At 67.0% G+C, this 15,637-nt stretch carries 13 protein-coding genes; 6 read left to right on the top strand and 7 right to left on the bottom strand.

Going from position 1 to position 15,637, the window contains the following annotated elements; all coding sequences use genetic code 11:
- Window positions 1-176 precede the first annotated feature (176 nt).
- The 5 genes from ACI3KU_RS07650 (at window position 177) to ACI3KU_RS07630 (ending at window position 5,925) form a co-directional block, all read left to right on the top strand.
- Window positions 177-2,033: a glycoside hydrolase family 2 protein gene (locus tag ACI3KU_RS07650; protein ID WP_404921712.1), complete on the top strand. Its 1,857-nt coding sequence runs from the start codon at window positions 177-179 to the stop codon at window positions 2,031-2,033.
- Window positions 2,034-2,113: 80 nt separating this feature from the next.
- Complete coding sequence (locus tag ACI3KU_RS07645; protein WP_404921711.1) at window positions 2,114-3,415, top strand: ABC transporter substrate-binding protein; 1,302 nt, start codon at window positions 2,114-2,116, stop codon at window positions 3,413-3,415.
- Window positions 3,416-3,470: 55 nt separating this feature from the next.
- Window positions 3,471-4,415 carry a carbohydrate ABC transporter permease gene (locus ACI3KU_RS07640; RefSeq protein ID WP_404921710.1) on the top strand — a complete coding sequence of 315 codons (945 nt, stop codon included), beginning with the start codon at window positions 3,471-3,473 and terminating at the stop codon, window positions 4,413-4,415.
- A gap of 5 nt (window positions 4,416-4,420) precedes the next feature.
- Window positions 4,421-5,326 carry a carbohydrate ABC transporter permease gene (locus tag ACI3KU_RS07635; protein ID WP_404921771.1) on the top strand — a complete coding sequence of 302 codons (906 nt, stop codon included), beginning with the start codon at window positions 4,421-4,423 and terminating at the stop codon, window positions 5,324-5,326.
- Window positions 5,323-5,925, top strand: a complete 603-nt coding sequence (locus ACI3KU_RS07630; RefSeq protein WP_404921709.1) for a hypothetical protein — start codon at window positions 5,323-5,325, stop codon at window positions 5,923-5,925. The genes ACI3KU_RS07635 and ACI3KU_RS07630 overlap by 4 nt, the downstream gene beginning before the upstream one ends.
- A gap of 54 nt (window positions 5,926-5,979) precedes the next feature.
- Here the strand turns inward: ACI3KU_RS07630 and ACI3KU_RS07625 are convergent, their stop codons facing one another.
- From ACI3KU_RS07625 to ACI3KU_RS07595, 7 genes are read right to left on the bottom strand one after another with little or no spacing between them, the layout of a single operon-like run.
- Window positions 5,980-6,657, bottom strand: coding sequence for a rhamnogalacturonan acetylesterase (locus ACI3KU_RS07625; RefSeq protein ID WP_404921708.1), 678 nt, complete (start codon window positions 6,655-6,657; stop codon window positions 5,980-5,982).
- 34 nt (window positions 6,658-6,691) lie between these two features.
- The gene (locus tag ACI3KU_RS07620; RefSeq protein ID WP_404921707.1) at window positions 6,692-9,322 is read right to left on the bottom strand and encodes a Tat pathway signal sequence domain protein; all 2,631 of its coding nucleotides are present in this window, start codon (window positions 9,320-9,322) and stop codon (window positions 6,692-6,694) included.
- 35 nt (window positions 9,323-9,357) lie between these two features.
- Window positions 9,358-10,011, bottom strand: a complete 654-nt coding sequence (locus ACI3KU_RS07615) for a DUF1961 family protein (RefSeq protein WP_404921706.1) — start codon at window positions 10,009-10,011, stop codon at window positions 9,358-9,360.
- Window positions 10,008-10,889 carry a carbohydrate ABC transporter permease gene (locus ACI3KU_RS07610; protein WP_404921705.1) on the bottom strand — a complete coding sequence of 294 codons (882 nt, stop codon included), beginning with the start codon at window positions 10,887-10,889 and terminating at the stop codon, window positions 10,008-10,010. The genes ACI3KU_RS07615 and ACI3KU_RS07610 overlap by 4 nt, the downstream gene beginning before the upstream one ends.
- The gene (locus ACI3KU_RS07605) at window positions 10,889-11,860 is read right to left on the bottom strand and encodes an ABC transporter permease (RefSeq protein WP_404921704.1); all 972 of its coding nucleotides are present in this window, start codon (window positions 11,858-11,860) and stop codon (window positions 10,889-10,891) included. Before ACI3KU_RS07605 ends, ACI3KU_RS07610 begins: the two co-directional genes overlap by 1 nt.
- A gap of 50 nt (window positions 11,861-11,910) precedes the next feature.
- The gene (locus ACI3KU_RS07600) at window positions 11,911-13,452 is read right to left on the bottom strand and encodes an extracellular solute-binding protein (protein ID WP_404921703.1); all 1,542 of its coding nucleotides are present in this window, start codon (window positions 13,450-13,452) and stop codon (window positions 11,911-11,913) included.
- On the bottom strand, window positions 13,449-14,195 hold the full coding sequence (locus tag ACI3KU_RS07595; protein WP_404921702.1) for a DUF624 domain-containing protein: 747 nt from the start codon (window positions 14,193-14,195) through the stop codon (window positions 13,449-13,451). The genes ACI3KU_RS07600 and ACI3KU_RS07595 overlap by 4 nt, the downstream gene beginning before the upstream one ends.
- A 312-nt stretch (window positions 14,196-14,507) precedes the next feature.
- Here ACI3KU_RS07595 and ACI3KU_RS07590 point away from each other — a divergent pair, with 312 nt between their 5' ends.
- Window positions 14,508-15,635, top strand: a complete 1,128-nt coding sequence (locus ACI3KU_RS07590; protein WP_404921770.1) for a Gfo/Idh/MocA family protein — start codon at window positions 14,508-14,510, stop codon at window positions 15,633-15,635.
- Window positions 15,636-15,637: the final 2 nt, after the last annotated feature.

Here is a 15,637-nt window from a genome sequence, read left to right as displayed (position 1 = left end):
CCTCCTCCCGTCCCCGGCATCTCATCTTCGATGCATCTTCCTGTTGACTCTAGTTCAACGTGGAACTATCGTGATGATTCAACGTGGAACTACGGTGGTCGGATCGTCAGCTTGGTTCTCGTTTCTCATAGTTCAACGCTGAATCACTGGAGAGATCCAGGCGAAGGAGCCGCACGGTGTCGCACCCTCCCACCCCACCCACCGCCGAACTGCGCGCGAGCCGGCTGGAGCCGGCGCGTCCGCGTCCCCAGCTGGTGCGCTCGTCCTTCGTCGAGCTCGACGGCACGTGGGGCTTCGCCTACGACGACGAGAACGTGGGCCTTGCCGAAGGGTGGTTCGACGGTCGCGATCTGGCGGGGGCGATCCTCGTTCCTTTCCCTCCGGAGTCGCGTGCGTCCGGCATCGGGGACACCGGATTCCACCCGGTGGTCTGGTACCGGCGTGAGATCGCGGAGGAGGACCTCGCGGCTGCTGGTCACGGGGACCGCCGACGAGCGCTGCTGCACTTCGGCGCGGTGGACTACCGTGCCCGGGTCTGGGTGAACGGCATCGCGGTGGGGGAGCACGTCGGCGGACACACGCCCTTCGTGCTCGATGTCACCGATGCCCTCGGCCGTCACGACAGCCCGGATGTCATCGTGGTGCGCGCCGAGGACGACCCGCATGATCTCGCCCAGCCACGCGGCAAACAGGATTGGGAAACCGGCGCCCACGCGATCTGGTACCACCGCACTACCGGCATCTGGCAGCCGGTGTGGATCGAGTCCGTCGGCGAACAGCACGTGACCGATCTGCACTGGACGAACGAGCTCGCCGCGGGAACCGCGCGCGTCGATGTGACGCTCGCGCGACGCACCCCGACGCGCGTGGAGGTCGTGATCGCGCATGACGGCGAGGTGCTCGGCACGGCCGCCGTCGATGCGAACGGGCTGTCGGCCTCCCTCACGGTTCCGCTGGCGGGCCAGAGCAACGGTCAGGCGTACGAGCGACTGGTCTGGCGCCCGGGATCGCCCGTGCTCCTCGATGCCTGGGTCACCACTGTCGTCGGCGACCGGCCGACCGACGTCGTCGCGAGCTATCTGGGGCTGCGCGAGGTGGGCACTGCTCACGGCGCCATGCTTCTCAACGATCGCCCGATCGTGCTGCGCTCGGTGCTCAGCCAGGGGTACTGGCCCACGTCGCACCTCGCTGCTCCGTCCGCCGACGCGCTGCGCCGGGAGGCCGAACTCGTCCTGGAGCTGGGCTTCAACGCGGTCCGTGTGCACCAGAAGATCGAGGACGATCGCTTCCTCTACTGGGCGGACCGGCTCGGGTTGCTGGTGTGGGGCGAGATGGCCGCGACCTACACTTTCTCCGCGCAGTCCGTTCAGCGCACGGTGAGTGAGTGGACCGAGGCGGTGCTGCGCGATCGCAGCCACCCGTGCATCATCACGTGGGTGCCGCTGAACGAGAGCTGGGGCGTGCAGCACATCGCGGCGCGCGCGGACCAGCGTGCCCTGGCCGAGACGCTCTACCACCTCACCCGCGCGCTCGACACGACGCGTCCGGTCATCTCCAACGACGGGTGGGAGCTCGGCACCTCCGACCTGTGGACGATCCACGATTACGAGGCCGACGGCGGCGTGCTCTCCCGGCGCTACGACATTGCCGAGTCGCAGCTTCGCCGCGACCTCGAGGGCATCGGTCCCGCCGGTCGGCGCCTGCGGCTGGCGGGGACGCAGGACAGCGTGCAGCCGATCATGGTGACGGAGTTCGGTGGCGTGAAGTTCGCCGCGACGGCTCCGGCAGCGGATTCCTGGGGCTACTCCGAGGCCTCCGATGTCGACGACTATGTCCGCCGTGTCGACGAGATCATCGGTGCCGTCCGTTCCGGCACGCGCGGTTTCCGCGGGCGCCCGGACGGTCTGGCCGGATGGTGCTGGACCCAGCTCACCGACACGATGCAGGAGCAGAACGGCCTGCTCACCGAGGACCGTGAACCCAAAGCCGACCTCGCTCGCCTGCGTGCGCTGATCGCCGGCGACGAAACCTGACCCCCCACCAGAAACTCATCCGGATCCGTCGCCTCACGGTGGATCCCGCGGGCACAGCCCGCTGACACAGGAGGAATGCAATGTCACTGAAGACACTGTCCGCCGTCGCGCTCACTGCGGTGGCCGCGCTCGCGCTGTCCGGGTGCTCGGGAGGCACCGCGGCACCTGCGCCCGGCGAATCATTCGACCCGGATTCGTCCGCCGAGATCACGTTCGCGTGGTGGGGGAACGATGACCGCGCCGCGCGGTTCGAACAGGCCATCGCCGCGTTCAACGAGGAGTATCCCAACATCACGGTGGTGCGAAACTTCAACGCCTGGGGCGACTATTGGACCGCGCGCAACACCGAGGCCGCGGGACGCTCTCTCCCCGATGCCGTCATGATCGACGCCGGCTACCTCGGGGAGTACGCGTCCAAGAATCTGCTGGCGGATCTGAACCCGTACCGCGGTGGGGTGCTTCCCCTTGACGGTGTGTCCGATGCGGTGCTGGGTGCCGGAACTGTGAAGGACAAGCTGCTCAGTGTGCCGCTGGGAACCAACGCCTACTCGCTGATGTACAACAAGGACATCCTCGACGAGCTCGGCGTCCCCTATCCCACAGACACCATGACGTGGGAGGAGATGGACGACTTCATCCTGCAGGTGAACAAGGCGGGAGGTGCCACGGACCCGCGTATCTACGGATCCGAGGACTACACCGGCGGCTTCGTCGGCTTCATCTACGCGATGATGCAGCGCGGCAACGAGGTCTTCGACGCCGACGGGAAGGCCGCGTTCACCGAGCAGGACGTCGTTGACTACCTCGAGACGGGCAAGAAGCTGCGCGACGCCGGAGACTTCTACCCGGTGGAGCGCAGCGTCGCCCTCGCTCCGAAGGGCGGCTTCCTGGCCGGTGAGTCCGCCGTGTGGTTCAACTGGTCCACTACCGTGCTGCAGGGGATGACCGACGCCGGAACAGAGAACATCGGCATGGTGCAGCCGCCCCTGGACGCGGGGGAGAAGGCGCACATCCTCGCCCCGCACCCCAGCATGATGCTCAGCGTGGCAGCCAACTCGAAGCAGCCGCAGGCGGCGGCCGCTCTGGTGAACTTCCTCGCCACCTCCCCGAAGGTCGCCGAGATCTTCGGCACCTCGCTGGGCACGCCGCCCACCGAGGCCGGTCAGGCCGCCATCGATCGCCAGCCTGCCGACACCGTGAACCTCGACTACATCGCATCGATCCAGGACGAACTGACCGCGAGCTATCCGATCCTGCCGGCAGGCTACGGCACCATCGAGGCGAAGTGGGGCGAACTGCACGAGCAGATGCGCTACGGCGAGATCGACGAGAAGCAGTTCGCGCAGTCGCTGTTCTCCGAGATGTCGATGGTCCTGGGCTGACAGACCCGTTTCCCGCCACCGGCCCGCGTGGTCGGTGGCGGGGAGAGGAATCGAGATGACAACCACAGCTTCCGCCGTCCGCCCCACCTCCGTGGCAGGACGCAACCGCCGGCGCCGGGAAACCCGTGCGGGGTATGCGTTCCTCAGCCCCTGGCTGATCGGCTTCTTCGCCCTCACGGCCGGGCCGATGCTCGCATCGCTCGCGCTCTCGTTCACCGACTACAACCTGTTCAGCGCGCCCAACCTCGTCGGCTTCGACAACTACACCCGGCTGTTCGCCGACCCCAACTTCCTGCAGGCCGTCAAGGTCACGGGCATCTACGTCCTCGTCGGCACGCCGGTCAAGCTGGTCGGCGCGCTCGCGGTGGCGCTGCTGCTGAATATGCCCCAGCGCGGGCAGGGCTTCTATCGCTCCGCGTTCTATCTGCCCTCCCTGATCGGCGGGAGCGTGTCGATTGCGATCGTGTGGAAGGCGATGTTCATCGACGACGGCATCGTGGCACAGATCACCGAGCTGCTCGGGGGCCCCGCCGCGGCGCACGGCGGCTGGGTGGGCGATCCCGCCAAGACCCTGCCGCTGCTGATCCTCCTCACCGTGTGGCAGTTCGGCGCACCGATGGTGATCTTCCTCGCCGGTCTCAAGCAGGTGCCCACCGAACTGTACGAGGCCGCCTCTGTCGACGGTGCCGGTCCCGTCCGTCGGTTCTTCGCCATCACCATCCCGATGCTCTCCCCGGTGCTGTTCTTCAACCTGCTGCTGGAGACCATCCACGCCTTCCAGGTGTTCAACTCGGCGTACATCATCTCCAACGGCACCGGCGGGCCGGCGGGATCCACGCTGTTCTACACGCTGTACCTCTACCTGCGCGGCTTCCGCGACTTCCAGATGGGCTACGCGTCTGCGATGGCGTGGGTGCTGGTGATCGTGGTTGGAATCGTCACGATCATGCTGTTTCGAACGTCCAAAGCCTGGGTCCACTACGCGGGAGAAGAACGATGAGCGCGATGACCGAGACCGAGCGGATCACCACCGGATCGACCGAGCGGAGCGCGCGGCTGCGCTCGCGGGCACGAGGGCGGCGACTTCTGAGAGCGGGTGTCTTCCACCTGTTCTCCCTCGCGGTGCTGGTCGTGATCCTGTACCCGGCGGTGTGGATGCTGATGTCCTCGTTCAAGCCGGGCAACGAGATCATCGGCTCCGTCAGCCTGTGGCCCGACAGCGCGAGCCTGGACAACTACGCCACGGCGCTGCGCGGGATCGGCGGGGTGTCGTTCTGGACCTTCGTGGTGAACTCGCTGATCCTGGCGGTCGCCTCCGTCGTGGGAATCGTGCTGTCATGTTCGATCACGGCATACGCGTTCGCGCGGATCTCCTTCCCGGGGCGGACGTTCTTCTTCGCGTGCATGATCGCGACGATGCTGCTGCCGTTCCACGTGGTGATCATCCCGCAGTACATCGTGTTCAATCAGCTCGGCCTGGTGAACACCTACTGGCCATTGCTGTTGGGCAAGTTCCTCGCGGCGGACGCGTTCTTCGTCTTCCTCATGATCCAATTCATGCGGGGCCTGCCGCGCGAGCTGGATGAGGCGGCGCGCATCGACGGCGCCGGCCACGTGCGCACGTTCCGCTCGGTGATTCTGCCGCTGATGAAGCCCGCCCTCGTGACCAGTTCGATCTTCGCGTTCATCTGGTCGTGGAACGACTTCTTCGGGCCGCTGCTGTACTTGAAGAACCCCACGATGTACACGATGCCCTTGGCGCTGCGCTTGTACGTGGATCAGACATCCACCAGTGACTACGGCGCGCAGATGGCTATGGCGATCCTCGCGCTGCTTCCCGTGGTGGTCTTCTTCATGGCCTTCCAGCGCCACCTCGTGGGCGGCGTCGCGACGCAGGGGCTGAAGGGGTGAGCGGGCCTGCGCGGGCGCCCGAGCAGCTGCGCCGGTTCGGCGGTGGCGGTGTCTCGGCGTTCGGGGAGATGCTCGTCGTGGGCCTGGTGGTCACGGCCGCGTCGCTCCCGCTGATCACGATGCTGCCCGCGATCGCGGCCGGCGTTCGTCATTTCGATGAGCATCTGGCCGCCCGCGATGACTCGCTGCAGGCGTTCATGCGGCTGGTGTGGCGCTCCGTCCGCTCGGGATGGTGGTTCGGGCTCTGCTGGATCACGGTTCTCGCCGCGCTCGGTGCCGGCGCGGTGCTCGGCGCCCGCGGCGTCCTGCCCGGCGGTGAAGCGTACGCCGTGGTCTGTCTGCTGCTCGCGCTGGGCGTGGCGTTGATCGGCCTGCGGTCTGCCGCGCTGTGGGACCCGACGGCCGGGTGGCGCGGGCTGCGGCGTCGTGGCAGCGCGCTCGCGCTGGACGATCCGGTCGGCACCGGCTATGTACTGGTCGGTCTACTGGTGGCCGGTGTCGTGGTGTGGATGCTGCCACCGCTCGTGGTGATCACTCCGGGGCTTGTGGTGCTCGCTGTCGTCGCCGCCGAGCGACGCCGCCGCGCCCGAGCGGCGTGAGCGGATCGCTGCGCGGACAGGGCCGCGGATTCGGCGCTGCCGTGATCGTCGCGACTACGGAACGATGCCGCGGCTTCCCTTCGCCGGCCGGTCACCGTCGAGACCGGCGATCCCGCGCAGCGCGAGCGCGACGAAGGCGGCGACGCGTCGCGCACCCGTCACGCTGAAGTGCGTGTCGTCGGCGAGGCCCTCGGGCCAGCCCGCGTACTCGCCGGCGGCGTAGTGCGAGAGCAGGGCTCGCGACGCGTGATCTCCGAGATCCTCGTACAACCACGTGGTGAAGGCGGTGAGGTCGATGAGCGGCGCTGCCGTCCTGCGGGCGAGCTCGCGCACCGCGTTGGGGTAGTCGCCATGCGTGGGATCCACCTGCTCGCCGTTGAACCAGCGACGCTCGACGGGTGTGCACAGCACCGCGGCAGCACCGCGCTCGCGTGACTCGTCGATCATCTCCGTCACTCGTTGCGTGAAGCCGCCCCGGGAGTCGAGCTCGGGCTCCTTCTGATCGTTGTGACCGAACTGGATCACCACAACGTCTCCGGGCCTGACGCCGTCCATCAGGCGCTGCCAGCTCCCCTCGTCGACGAAGCTCTGCGTCGTTGCCCCGCCGAACGCGTGGTTGCGCACCTCGAAGCCGAGCCGCTCCGCAAGGAACGTTCCCCATCCCGCCATCGGGTGCTCCGGCGGCTTACCGGGCGCCACCGTGGAATCGCCCGCGAGGTGATAGACCGTCATCTCCCGTCCCCGATCATCGCGATGCGGGAACTCATCATCGGGCCTCCTTCGAGAGGCGGTTTCCGATCAAGGCCAGATTCTGAATCGCGGCAAGCCCGTACTGTGCGGCGTCGTTAGTGGACACCGAGGGGGCCTCGTCAATGGCGTTCAGCACATAGGGAGGCTCGATCCGATCCAGGCGGAAGTCGCGCCGGTGCACCAGCCACTCGCCGATGCCCTCGAACGCGGCCCACGCGCGCGCCGCCTGCTCGTCATCGCCTTCCTGCGCCGCGACGTACGCCGTGAGGCGGCTGTGTGCCTGCTCCAGGTGGATCCCGCTGAGCGGTGCTCCGACGGCGCGCGCCTGCTCCTGCGGGGTGGCCAGATAAAGGCGACAGTAGTTGAACCATGCGTCGCGGAAGCCGGGGACGTCGACCAGATCGATCAGCTCGCTGACGATCTCCACCAGCCCGAACACCGCACTCAGGTGCGAGACGGCGATGCGGTCGCGGGTGGTGTCGAAGCGACCTGTGTCGAGGTCGTACAGAGCCTCCCCGGTGAGGAATCCGTGGGGGAGGGCGGCGATGTCCGCCATCGTGCCGAGCAGTCGATCACGAGACCACTCGTTGCCCGTGCGCTCCCAGTCCGCGAGCCAGGTGGCGGCGAGAGCGCCCCAGTCCGTGCCGAGTCCCACTGCCAGCGCATTGCGGTCGGGGCGGTAGGTCGCGGCGTCCTCGCGCACCTTGCGCGTGGGGTCGGTGTCCAGGAACCGCCGGTCGCTGTGGCGCAGCTCGTCGAGCAGGTCGCCCACGCGCTCGTCGGCGGTCAGGTAGTGGAAGTACCGGCGGTAGGCCGGGCTGGAGATGCGCAGCTGCTTCGCGCTGCAGCCCCAGTGCTGCACGTTGTGCCGCGACCCGAGACCGGCCCACCGGCCGACGTGATAGACGTCCACCTCGCCGGTGTGACGCGTCATCGCCTCAGCCAGACGGAACACGTCGGCCCGGCCGGTACGCAGGTAGGAGGTCCAGAGCCAGAGGTCGGGGGAGAGCTCGCTGTTGTCCCACGCGTAGCCGCCCACGTCGTAGCGCCAGACGTGGCGATCCGGGTCGTAGGCGTGCATGACGTCGCCGTAGTTCCAGAAGCCGTACCAGCGGCGCTGATCGACCTGTCCCAGATAGAAGTCGAGGAGGAAGTCGATGGAGTCCTCGATCTCGCTCCGCACGGGCGTCGATCGATCCACGGGAGCCCAGTCGCCGAAAACTCCCGCCGCGTGCAGGTGCTCACTGGTGGGCTGCAGCAGCGGGGGACTCTGCAGCGACACCACCTCGGCAGCCACCTGCTCCACCGGGGCGGTGCCGGCATAGACGAAGAGCGTGAGCTCGTGGGTACGCGCGATTCCGTGGGCGTCGCCGAAGCCCGGTTCGTAGTCCTCGTAGGTGATCCCCAGCGCGTCCAGCTGAGTCGCGAAGTCGTCCTGACCGAGACCGTCGTGATAGAAGCGCAGATCCATCGGGTCTGCATCAGGAGCATGCAGCCAGGCCGTGACCGTGCCGACGTCGGTCGCGGCGTCCCGGATATCGAGCCGACCCGGGAAGGACTGCCAGAACGACCGCACACCGATGCCGAGTCCACCGGTGCTCGCGTCGGTGAGGGAGATGTATCCCTCGCTCCGCGTGCCCGCGCCGGCGTCGATCCAGGCGTGACCCGCTCGCGTGCGCTTGCGCAGCAGGAAGCCGTCCGCGTTCGCCTGGGTGAGCGAGAAGTCGCCCCAGGTGGGAACCAGGTGCAGACGCTTCGACACCAGCGGGCTCCATTCCGCCAGCGCCGGGAGCGCTTCGCCGCGGATCTGGGCGGTGCGGATGTGCTCGCCGGGGTCGCGGCGCAGTCCCGTGATCCCGCGAACCGCCTCGGAGAAGAGCCCGCCCTCGGCGCCGGCGATACGCACGTGCCGGTCGTGCTCCGCTGAGTGCAGGGGCACACGCGCGCTGACGCCGAGTCCCGCGAGGAAGTCGTGATCGGCGTCGCCGTCCCACACGAAGGAGTGCACCACGCGGATCTGCTCGGCGCCGGCCATCAGGACGAAACGGACCGAGAACGGCAGCCACTCCCGACCGGACCCCTCTTCGCGATGACGGCCGATGACCTTCACCACGGCGCGGATCGGTCCGCGCTGCTCGACGGCGACGCTCTCGATCAGGGAGGCGGCCGGGATACGAGATCCCCCGCCGAGCTCATCGATGCTGCCCTGCCGTGAGCTCACCAGCGTGAGGTCCTCGGCGACGACCGCACCGTTTCGACGGATGCTGGATACCAGCGCCGCGCCGCCCGGTTCCCCGAAGACGACCTCCAGCACGTCGGTGCTCACCCGCACGGCTCCCGCATCGTCGACCCGAACCGGCCCCTCGGGCGAGGCCGGTTCGTCCGCGATGATCAGCTCGTGCTCGCCCGGAGTCGCGGCCGCGCCGATCGCGCACCCCACCCACTTAAGCGAGCCGTCGGGCCAGGTCGCGAGCGGCCAGAACTGGGCCGGGCGTTCCTCGCCACCCACCTCCCGAACGCGCAACCGCGCGGGGTCCGTGAGGACGCCGCGCGGGATCGGCGTCCCCCACGTGACTCCGGCCACGCCGGTCGGTGCTTCGCCGTCGAGCCAGCGGAGCGGAATGATGACGGTGTCGTCGGCGGACATGGGGGAGGACCTCCGTGGGGACGGGAGGGCACGCCTCAGAGGGCGTGCACCTCGAGGTTGCGGTAGTCGGCGACGAGCGGCGCCATCTGACGGAAGCCGACACGGCCCTCACGAATGCGGAGGCCGGTGGATTCGTCGTCGTGCCAGGAGAACAGCGTGAGCCCATCGATCGCGAAGCTGATGTCGGTGCCGTCCTTCACCACCTCGATGCGGTAGAACGAGCCGCGGGCGTCGACAACGGGGGGCAGGGGATCTGCACCCTGGGACACGAGGTGGAAGCCGGGCGACTTGCGGAGATTGCACGTGTGGAAGGCGCGCTCGTCCTCCCACCGACGACGGAAGTACGAGACGTGAAGTGTCCGCAGATCCCCGGAGTGGTACTGCGAGTAGGCGCCCGTGCGCGGCTGCAGGTGCGGGTCGAAGATGCCGCCGCCGTCGATCGCGGCCGCCCCGAAGAAGAGCATCGCGAGGCCCGGTTCGCGCACCGGCGAGAACTCCCAGCTCACCCGAATGCGGTCGCCGAACACCTCGGGACACCACAGTGTGAAGTGATCGTCATCGCCTCCGGCAGACGACAGCCGGACCGCGCCGTTCGCGTCCTCGACGCGCACCGGACCCTCGCCGATCCAGTCGGCCATCGACGATGCATCCGACAGCGGGTTCTCGTAGATCAGACCGCCCTCGGTCATCCCTTCACACCGCCGATCAGCATGCCCTTGGCGAAGTGCTTCTGGAGGAACGGATAGAAGATGAGGATCGGCAGGGTCGCCACCACGATCACGGCGAACTTGATGCCTTGGGCCGGCGGCAGTTCGGTCATGTCGCCCTGTACCAGGGAGAGGTCTGTCGCAACGGTCACCTGTCGGAGGAACATCTGCAGCGTCCACATCGACGAGTCGTTGAGGTACAGCAGCGGCGACATGAAGTCGTTCCAGATGCCGACGGCGTAGAACAGCGCGAACGTGGCGAGCACGGGCGTCGACAGCGGAAGGATGATGCGCCACAGTGTCTGAACCTCGTTGGCCCCGTCGATCTTCGCCGACTCCTCGAGCTCCGCCGGCAGCTGCTGGAAGAAGTTCTTGATGATGATCAGGCTGAACGGGTTGATCGCCGCGGGGAGGACGAGAGCCCAGTAGGTGTTGAGCAGACCCAGATCCTTCACGACGAGGAAGGTGGGGATCATCCCGCCACTGAAGACGAGCGTCACCACGACGAGCCCCATGATCAGGCGGCCGCCGGGGAGGTTCGCCTTCGACAGCGGATACGCCATCGCCGCGGTGAGCAGCAGCTGGATGCCGGTTCCCACCGCGGTCACCAGCACTGTCGTGATGATCGCCCGCAGGAAGGCCGGCGAGGTGAGGATCGACTCGTACGCCTTCAGACTGAACGTCTCGGGCCAGAGGAAGAAGGAGCGGGTGGTGAGCTCGGATTCCGTGGCGAAGGAGCCTGCCAGCACATAGATGAAGGGGATGAGCGCCACGATGCCGAGCGCCGTGAGGAAGATGACGTTGACGACGTCGAAGACGCGTCCGCCGGGGGTGTTGAAGCGGTAGCGTTCGCGAGCCATCAGAAGACCCCGTTCTGGTTGAAGCGCTTGGCGAGCCAGTTCGCGCCGAAGATGAGGACGACGCCGACGATGGCTTTGAACAGGCCCACGGCCGTCGAGTAGCTGTAGGAGCCCTGCGTGATGCCCATGAAGTAGACGTAGGTGTCGAACACGTCAGCGACCTGGCGGTTGAGGGCGTTGGTCATGAGATAGATCTGCTCGAAGCCGGTGTTGAGCACGTCACCCATGCGCAGGATGAGCATGACGATCACGGTGGGCATGATCGACGGCAGCGTGATGTGCCACACACGCTGGAACCGACCCGCGCCGTCGATGATGGCCGCCTCGTATTGCTCCTGGTCCACGGTCGCGAGCGCCGCGAGGAAGATGATCGTGCCCCATCCGGTGTTCTTCCAGATGTCCTGCAGCACGATCAGTGGACGGAACCAGCCGGGATCGGTGAGGAAGTCGATGTCCGTGCCGAGCACGCCGTTGATGAGGTGAAACAACGGGCCGATGTCGAGGGCGAACAACAGGTAGGTTAGCGAGGCGACCACGGTCCACGACAGGAAGTGCGGGATGTAGACCAGGGTCTGCACGGTGCGCTTCACGATGGTGACGCGCAGCTCGTTCAACAGCAGCGCGACGATGATCGTGAGCGGGAAGCAGATGAACAGGCTGAGGGCCGCGAGGATCAGCGTGTTCGCGAGCAGCCGCGCGAAGTCCGGGCTTTGGAAGAACGCCTCGAAGTGTCGGAAGCCCACCCACTGGCTGTCGTTGATGCCGAGGAACGGCACGTAGTCCTTGAACGCGATGACGGCGCCGTACATGGGTCCGTATCGGAATGTCGCGAAGTAGATCAACCCGGGAAGAAGCAGCAGGTACAGCCACTTGAACTGGGTGAAATGCACGCGTACGCCACGCCGACGCCGGCTCGGGGGCACCACGAGTGCCTCCGTCACGGCGAGGTTCTGATCGTTGACGGCGGTCATCGCTCGTCCTTTCCTCGGTGCGGGGCGGTCAGAGACCGCCCCGCACGCTGTCACTTCTTCGAGGCGTCGGCCTGGTAGAGCTCGTTGATCTCGGAGGCGACTGCTTCGCCACCGCTGGAGCGCCAGCGCGCGATGGCGTCCTCGAGCCCCTTCTCATCGATCTGGCCGGCGAGGAACTGGATACGGGCGTCGGAGATGATGGTGTCCAGCTGCGCGCCTTGAGAGGTGTACGTGGCGGAGACGTAGGGGGCGGCGGGGTTGTAGACGGCGTGCTCCAGGTCGCTGTCCTGCACCTTCAGCCGGGCGTCGTACATCTGCTGCTCGAACTCGGTGGGCTGCTTGGGCAGGTAGCCCTGGAAGCCGTTCACGTTGGTACCGAGCTGGGCGAAGCTGAGGACGGTGTCCTTGTCTACTTGGGACGCGCTGTCGACCGCCACCGCCAGGTCGTTCTCGACGGTGTAGGTCACGCCCTCGATGCCGTTGTTGATGATCTTCCCGGCCTCGGGCGAGTTCATCTCGTTGAGCACCTCGAGAACGGCGCGCAGCTGTTCCTCGGTGCGAACCTCGGACTTCGGGATGGCGAGGAAGCCGCTGTAGCCGGCGGTGGGCATCGCGTTGAGCTCACCCTCGGAGTTCTCCAGGTTTCCCGTGACGGTGACGAAGTTCTCGTAGTCGTCAGGGTTGCTCTCCTTCAGGAGGCTGGTGATCACGCCGGCGCGCGAGTGCACATCGATGATGATGCCGCCCTTGCCGTTCAGGAACGGCTCGTTCCACTTGGCCGAATCGAACGTCGCATAGTCGGGGTTCACGAGTCCTTCGCTGATCAGCTTCTTCTCGAACTTCACCGCCGTCAGCCACTCGGGCTGCTCGAACGAGGGCTCCAGCGTTCCGTCGACGTCCTTCCAGAGGTTTCCGGCGCCGGACCACACCTCGATCGCGTCGTAGGGGCTGTTGCTGCCGATCGATCCCGGCCACTTCGGGATGATGAGACCGTAGGTGTCGTCCTGGCCGTTGCCGTCGGGGTCGTTCTCCGTGAACGCCTTCGCGACCTTGTACAGGTCGTCGATGCTCTTCGGCGCCTCGAGCCCCAGGTTGGTCAGCCAGTCCTTGCGGATGATCACGGCGGCGCGCATGGCGTCGCGGGCGCGGAAGATGCCGTAGACCTTGCCGTTGATCGACGAGGCAGCCTGAACGGCGGGGAGGTTCGTCTTGAGGTTCGGGTAGTCGTCGAGGTAGTCGGTCAGCTCCCAGAACGCACCGGCCTGGGCGTTCTTCACGAATCCCGGGGTCTTGCCCTGGATCACCATGACCTGCGGGATGCTGTCGCCGGCCAACGTGATGTTGGTCTTGTCCTCGTATGAGGCGTTGGGAACCCAGTTGATGTCGAGGTCGACGCCGATGACCTTCTCCAGCGCCTGCTGGACGTCACTGTCTGCAGCCGGGGCGTTCGTGGTGAGGAAGGGCGCCATGATCGAAAGCGAGGTCAGCTCGGCGGCCTCGGAGGACGACGAGTCCTGCCCTGCCGAGCAGCCGGCCAGTGCGAGCGCGCCGGCAGTGGCGAGCCCGATTCCAGTGAGAATTCTGCGGTTCATCGTGATGTTCCTTCTGTTGTGATTCGGCTCGCTGCCGTCAGCGAGCTGGTGCGGGAGGGGACAGGAGTGCGGGATGCGGGCGCAGAGACCCGGGGAGCGGACGTGGATGCTGCGGTCTGTTCGGCCACGCGGCGGTCGTTCGCGGTGAAGAAGCCGAGGCACAGCGCCGTGGACAGCACCAGCCATGCGCCCACGCTGAACACGGGGATCAGACCGGGTAGGAAGAAGGACGCGACGATGATCGCTATGGCGGCGATCGCGAGCAGCACCCCGTGGATCAGGTTGGCGAGCAGCCAGCGCGAGGCGACGAGGAGGTATCGGCCGCGGGGCAGGTCGTAGTTCACGTACAGGGGCGCGAGCACGGCGGCGAGCAGGAACGCGAACACGAAGCCGATCGCCGTCGCGGCGGTGGCGAGCGCCGGAGCCGCACCGGCGATCTGTCGGGTGGTTCCCCACAGCAGGAGAGCGGTCAGGCCGAGGGCTGGACCGATCACGATGTTCGCCGCCGAGAAATCGTTCAGCCACCCGCGGGAGAACTCCCGCACCACACGGACACGGTCCCCGCGCAGACGTCGACGGGTCAGGGCGACCGCCGCGACCGTGGCGGGCGCGGCACCGAGAACGATGAGACCGGCCAGCGTGAACGCGATCCACAGCAGGTTGATCAGGGCCGTGAACCAGATCCATTCACACACCGCGTGCAGGCGGAGCGCCCAGCTCGCCGAGCCGCCGTCACCGCTCATGCCGTCTCCATCGATCGTCGTTGCACCCTGCGCGAGCGACATTGCGTCGCGCAGCTCGGCGTAGGAATACGCTTTCCCGGCGAACGTACCTCGCGTTTTGAATCGTGTCAAACGAACTCAGCACATTCGGGGTAGCGCTTTCCGATCTGGACTTGCGCCCGTGCGAGGTGCGTGCCACGATATCCGGAAAGCGCTTACCATCCGCGACTCATCCGAGTGGCATGGAAGCCGGAACTTGCCGTTCGATATGGAGAAAACGTGTCAGAGACGACCACAGCCCCCCGCCCCGCCGTGCGCGAGATCGGCATCATCATGAACGGTGTCTCGGGGCGGATGGGCTATCGCCAGCACCTCGTGCGCTCGATTCTCGCCATTCGTGAGGCCGGGGGAGTGGAGCTGCCGGACGGCTCACGTCTCACCGTGCGTCCGGTGCTTGTCGGGCGCAGCGCGGTGAAGCTCGCGGAGCTGGCAGAGCGTCACGGCATCGCGGACTACACGACGGATCTGGACGCTGCGCTGGCCGATGAGCGCAACGAGATCTACGCCGACTTCCTGGTGACCAAGGCCCGCGCCGCGGCGCTGCGCAAGGCCATCGCCGCGGGCAAGGCGATCTATACGGAGAAGCCCACGGCCGAGTCGCTGGGTGAGGCGCTGGAGCTCGCTCGTCTCGCGGAGGATGCCGGAGTGAAGACCGGCGTCGTGCACGACAAGCTGTACCTGCCGGGCCTGCAGAAGCTCAAGCGCCTGATCGACTCCGGCTTCTTCGGCGAGGTCCTGTCGGTGCGCGGCGAGTTCGGCTACTGGGTCTTCGAGGGCGACTGGCAGCCGGCGCAGCGCCCCAGCTGGAACTACCGGACGGAGGACGGCGGCGGCATCATCGTCGACATGTTCCCGCACTGGAGCTACGTGCTGGAGAACCTGTTCGGCCGCGTGGAGACGGTCTATGCACAGGCGAAGACCCACATCCCGCGTCGGTGGGATGAGGCGGGCGAGCCCTATGCGGCCACCGCCGACGACGCCGCGTACGGGATCTTCGAGCTGGCCGGCGGCGCTGTAGCCCAGATCAACTCCAGCTGGACCACGCGCGTGAACCGTGACGAGCTGGTGGAGTTCCACATCGACGGCACGCTCGGCTCCGCGGTGGTCGGCCTGTTCGGTGCCAAGATCCAGTCCCGCAATGCCACGCCGAAGCCGGTGTGGAACCCGGACCTCGCCGATGAGCACGACTACGACGCGGACTGGGCCACCGTGCCCACCAACGACGTGTTCCTCAACGGCTTCCGTCAGCAGTGGGAGGAATTCCTCGTCTCCTTCGCCGAGGGCACCGATTACCCGTTCGACCTGCTGGCCGGTGCCCGCGGAGTGCAGCTGGCCGAAGCCGGACTCGCCTCCAGCCGCGAGGGCCGCCGCATCGCGCTCGATGAGCTGACGCTGGGCTGAAC

This window comes from Microbacterium sp. ZW T5_56 (assembly GCF_044987425.1).
Lineage (GTDB): Bacteria > Actinomycetota > Actinomycetes > Actinomycetales > Microbacteriaceae > Microbacterium.
This window is presented reverse-complemented; position numbering and strand designations above follow the sequence as displayed.

Coding starts and splice junctions, on each gene's coding strand:
- ACI3KU_RS07645 (WP_404921711.1), top strand. CDS start 2,114: ATGTCACTGAAGACACTGTCCGCCGTCGCGCTCACTGCGGTGGCCGCG.
- ACI3KU_RS07640 (WP_404921710.1), top strand. CDS start 3,471: ATGACAACCACAGCTTCCGCCGTCCGCCCCACCTCCGTGGCAGGACGC.
- ACI3KU_RS07635 (WP_404921771.1), top strand. CDS start 4,421: ATGACCGAGACCGAGCGGATCACCACCGGATCGACCGAGCGGAGCGCG.
- ACI3KU_RS07625 (WP_404921708.1), bottom strand. CDS start 6,657: ATGACGGTCTATCACCTCGCGGGCGATTCCACGGTGGCGCCCGGTAAG.
- ACI3KU_RS07620 (WP_404921707.1), bottom strand. CDS start 9,322: ATGTCCGCCGACGACACCGTCATCATTCCGCTCCGCTGGCTCGACGGC.
- ACI3KU_RS07615 (WP_404921706.1), bottom strand. CDS start 10,011: ATGACCGAGGGCGGTCTGATCTACGAGAACCCGCTGTCGGATGCATCG.
- ACI3KU_RS07610 (WP_404921705.1), bottom strand. CDS start 10,889: ATGGCTCGCGAACGCTACCGCTTCAACACCCCCGGCGGACGCGTCTTC.
- ACI3KU_RS07605 (WP_404921704.1), bottom strand. CDS start 11,860: ATGACCGCCGTCAACGATCAGAACCTCGCCGTGACGGAGGCACTCGTG.
- ACI3KU_RS07600 (WP_404921703.1), bottom strand. CDS start 13,452: ATGAACCGCAGAATTCTCACTGGAATCGGGCTCGCCACTGCCGGCGCG.
- ACI3KU_RS07595 (WP_404921702.1), bottom strand. CDS start 14,195: ATGAGCGGTGACGGCGGCTCGGCGAGCTGGGCGCTCCGCCTGCACGCG.
- ACI3KU_RS07590 (WP_404921770.1), top strand. CDS start 14,508: ATGAACGGTGTCTCGGGGCGGATGGGCTATCGCCAGCACCTCGTGCGC.